3 protein-coding genes are annotated in these 3,732 nt (G+C 61.0%); all 3 read right to left on the bottom strand.

Features of this window, described 5'->3' with window-relative positions:
- Window positions 1–498 (bottom strand): fumarylacetoacetate hydrolase family protein (locus WBB95_RS14380; RefSeq protein WP_424488182.1); only part of this gene is annotated, 498 nt, incomplete at its 3' end.
- Window positions 499–599: 101 nt separating this feature from the next.
- Window positions 600–929, bottom strand: a complete 330-nt coding sequence (locus tag WBB95_RS14375) for a hypothetical protein (protein ID WP_424488181.1) — start codon at window positions 927–929, stop codon at window positions 600–602.
- Window positions 930–1,038: 109 nt separating this feature from the next.
- Window positions 1,039–3,531, bottom strand: coding sequence for a TonB-dependent siderophore receptor (locus WBB95_RS14370; protein WP_424488180.1), 2,493 nt, complete (start codon window positions 3,529–3,531; stop codon window positions 1,039–1,041).
- Window positions 3,532–3,732: the final 201 nt, after the last annotated feature.

Here is a 3,732-nt window from a genome sequence, read left to right as displayed (position 1 = left end):
GCGCTGTTCACCATTGACCTTCAGCCAGATTTTCCCCGCCGAAGGATGCCCGACTGCGCTCACCGGCTGCAGGGCGGTGCTCGGCGCCGATTCGTCGAACGCCTTGGCCCATTCCCACGGACGCGAGAGCTTTTTCGCCTGGGCTTGCAGGTCGCGGCGGGTCAGGTCGATGCCGACGCCGTAACCCCAGATGTGGGAAAACGCCTCTTCGGGGCTGATATCCACCCCGCCCTTGCCGATCGCCACCACCAGTTCCACTTCATGGTGCAGGTCGGCAGTCAGCGGCGGATAGGCGATCACACCTTCAGCCGGGACCACGGCATCCGCCGGCTTCATAAAAAAGAATGGCGGTTCGCGATCCGGGTCATGCCCCATTTCCCGGGCGTGTTCGCTGTAGTTACGGCCCACGCAGAACACGCGGCGCAGCGGGAAACGCGTGTCACTGCCCTGGATAGCCAGGGAGGGAGTGTGTGCGGGGGTGAATACGTAATCAGTCATGGCCTGTGCCTCTTCGTTAACCTGGCGCCAGTATGGCGAGGCGCGCCAGGGCAAAGTTGGACGGGCTTACGCAGATTTTGCACTGGGCGGTGCTTGCGCGATCACTTGCGCGCCACCTTGTAGCGCAAACAATCCTGATAAAAGCTCTGGCGAATCGTCTCGGGCTTGAGCCGTGAACGGCTGTCGTAAGTCTGTTCGGTGATGCCCATGGCCATCATGCGCATCCACGATTTGTTGAACTTGATGGTCTGGATCTTCTGCCGTGCGGCGTACAGCGATACGCCCGACAGTTTGAGTTCCTGGGCCCTGGCGGCCGTGCCGGCGCCCCAACTGCACATGTACTTGTCACCTTCGCGCAGCTCCCGTGCCTGCACGGCAGCCGCGCCACCCGCCAATGAGCAGGCGATCAGCATGATTCCCACAGTGCGCATTTGCTTCCTCACCTAACCACCTGAAAATAAAAGTGATTCTGGCGAGAATTTTGTTACAAAGGGGCCATTAAATGGCCTTCTCGGCTAAACATTCGCCTTCGGCATCCCATCACCACTGGTAGGTCGCGCTGGCCTGCACAGTGCGCTGCGAGCCATACCAACACCACGAATAGGAATAGCAGGAAGCCACGTATTCCTTGTTCGCAAGGTTGGTGGCGTTCAGCGCCAGGCGCAGGTTGTCGTCGGGGTTGGCGATGTTCGGGATGTCGTAGTGCACAGCTGCATCGACCAGGGTGTAGCCCGGTACTTTCAGGGTGTTGGCGGTATCGCCCCAGGACGAACCCACATAACGCGCGCCGGCGCCCATGCCGAAGCCCTTGAGGTGGCCGTCGTGGAAGGTGTAATCCGCCCAGGCCGACGCCGTGTGACGCGGCACGCCGTAGGTGGTGGTGCCTTCCACAGGAATCGCCGGGCCGGTGCCGATGTCGCTGATCGGCGCATATTGCACGGTGCTGTTGGATTTGCTGGCACGGTTATCCAGGTAAGCGTAGGCCGCAGTGATGTCGAGGTTATCGTTCAGGCTGGCCTTGCCTTCCAGCTCAAAACCACGGGATTGCTGCTCACCGTCCTGAATGCTGCAACGTCCGTTGCCGCACAGGTGGGTGGGGTCCGGATCCAAGGTCGGCACGTTGCTCTGGCGCAGGTCGAAAATGGCGGCGGTGATAAAGCTGTTGCTGCCCGGCGGCTGGTACTTGATGCCGATTTCATACTGCTTGCCTTCGGTCGGCTTGAACACCGAACCACCGTAGCCGGTCCCCGACTGCGGGTTGAACGACTCCGAATAGCTGGCATACGGCGCCAGGCCGTTATCGAACAGATAAACCAGGCCGACGCGGCCGGTGAACGCCTTGCTGTCCAGGGACGACTTGCTCTTGGCGCCGGAGCTGATGGTTTTGGTGGTGCTGTCGGTGCTCGCCCAGTCATACCGGCCGCCGAGCAACAGCACCCATTGGTCCCACTTCATCTGCTCCTGCAGGTAGACGCCGGTCTGCTCGCTGCGTGAGGTGGCGTCGGTGCTGAAGGCCGGCGTGACCACGGGCGCGCCGTAGACCGGATCGAAGACATCCAGGCTTGGGCCCTTGCCGTAACCCGCCTTGGTGTCAGTGCGGGTGTTCTGGTAATCGAGGCCCGTCAACAAAGTGTGCTGCAGCGGGCCCGTGTCGAATTTGGCTTGCAACTGGTTGTCGAGGGTGTAGGCGTCCATATCCACATCGGTGGCGATGGTCGAGCGCTTGGAGGTGCGGTAATCCGCCTCCAGGTAGCTGTTGTAAATGCTGCGGTAGGTGCCTTCGGCGCGCAGGTAACGGGCGTTCTGGCGCACGGTCCAGACGTCGTTGAAGTGATGTTCGAAGGCGTAACCGATGGAGTAGTAATCGCGGTCACTTTTCTCGAAACGCTTTTCACCGTCGTAGAAATCCACGTCGATCTTGCGCCCGATCGGGCTGCGCAACACCGAGCCCCAGGCAGGCACCGAACCGTAGGACGCGCCCTTGGGGTCCTTCTGGAAATGCCCGAGCAAGGTCAAGGACGTGGCCTCGTCCGGGCGCCAAGTGAATGCGCTGGAGAGTGATTGGCGGCGCGTCTCGGTGTGTTCGACCTGGCCATCTGCATCGTCGAAAAGGCCGGCGACGCGGTAGGAATAAACTCCTTGATCGTCAATCGGGCCGCTGAGGTCGAAGGTGGTGCGCTTCTTGTTGAAGGTGCCGTATTCCACGCCGATTTCATGAAACGGTGTGTCCAGCGGGCGTTTGGTGACCATGTTGATCACCCCGCTCGGCGTGCCCTGCCCGTACAGCACCGACGCGGGGCCGCGCAGCACTTCCACGCGCTCTAGGTCAAAGGCATCTTTTTGCGGCAAGGCATCACGGCTCGACGGCATGCGCAAGCCATCAAGATAAGTGGCCGGCGCGAAACCGCGAATAGTCAACTGGTCGAGACGCGACGCCGTGGCGCCACGGGTTTCCGGAACCACAGCGGCGCTGTAGCGCAGGATCTGGTTGAGACTTTCCGCGTTTTGCGCGCGCATCTGGTCCTTGGTGACGATCGAAATCGACTGCGGCGTCTCGATCAGCGCGGTGTCGGTCTTGGTCCCCGACAGGCTGCGCGTGGCCACATACCCCGCCACCGGTCCGGCCGGGCTTTCGCTCGCGTAAGCGCCGCTGATGGTGGTCGCCTGCAATTCCATGGCGCCCGCGTTATCCGGGATGGCCTCCAGGCGGTAACGGTCGGCGGAAATCTTCAGCGCCTGCAAGCCACTGCCCGCCAGTAGCTGAGTCAGCGCCACGTCAGTGTCGTATTGCCCGCTGACCCCATTGCTGCGTTTGCCTCGAGTCAAACTCGCATCAAACGCCAGGACCAACCCCGCCTGCTCAGCCAGGCTGTTGAGCGCCTGGCTCAAGTCACCGGCAGGCACCGAAAACCGGCGCATGGCGCTGCCGGCCTCTTCGGCGAAGGACGGTTGGACAGTCAGCAATGGCACGGCAGCAAAGGCCAACGCCACTGCAAGGGCCAGTGGATGCAAGGGACGAGCAAGGCGCGACATGGGAAATCCTGCGTAATAGAGGTTCTATTAACCATGACGGCCAGATCGCAGAATCGGGCAAGGATGAGCGTGGTTTTTATTTGTGCAGTCTTCTTGCAATGAGTCGGATCGCTTTTTCGTGTAGTCCTTCGGATTAGTTTTTCGCGGTTTCTAGCCGCTTCACGTCATCCCATTCTGATTTTTCCAACCGTTCATCCAGCC

It is taken from the genome of Pseudomonas sp. (assembly GCF_049645325.1).
Taxonomy (GTDB): Bacteria; Pseudomonadota; Gammaproteobacteria; order Pseudomonadales; family Pseudomonadaceae; genus Aquipseudomonas.
Note: the sequence above shows the minus strand (reverse complement) of the source record. Positions and strands in the feature narration are given on the sequence as shown.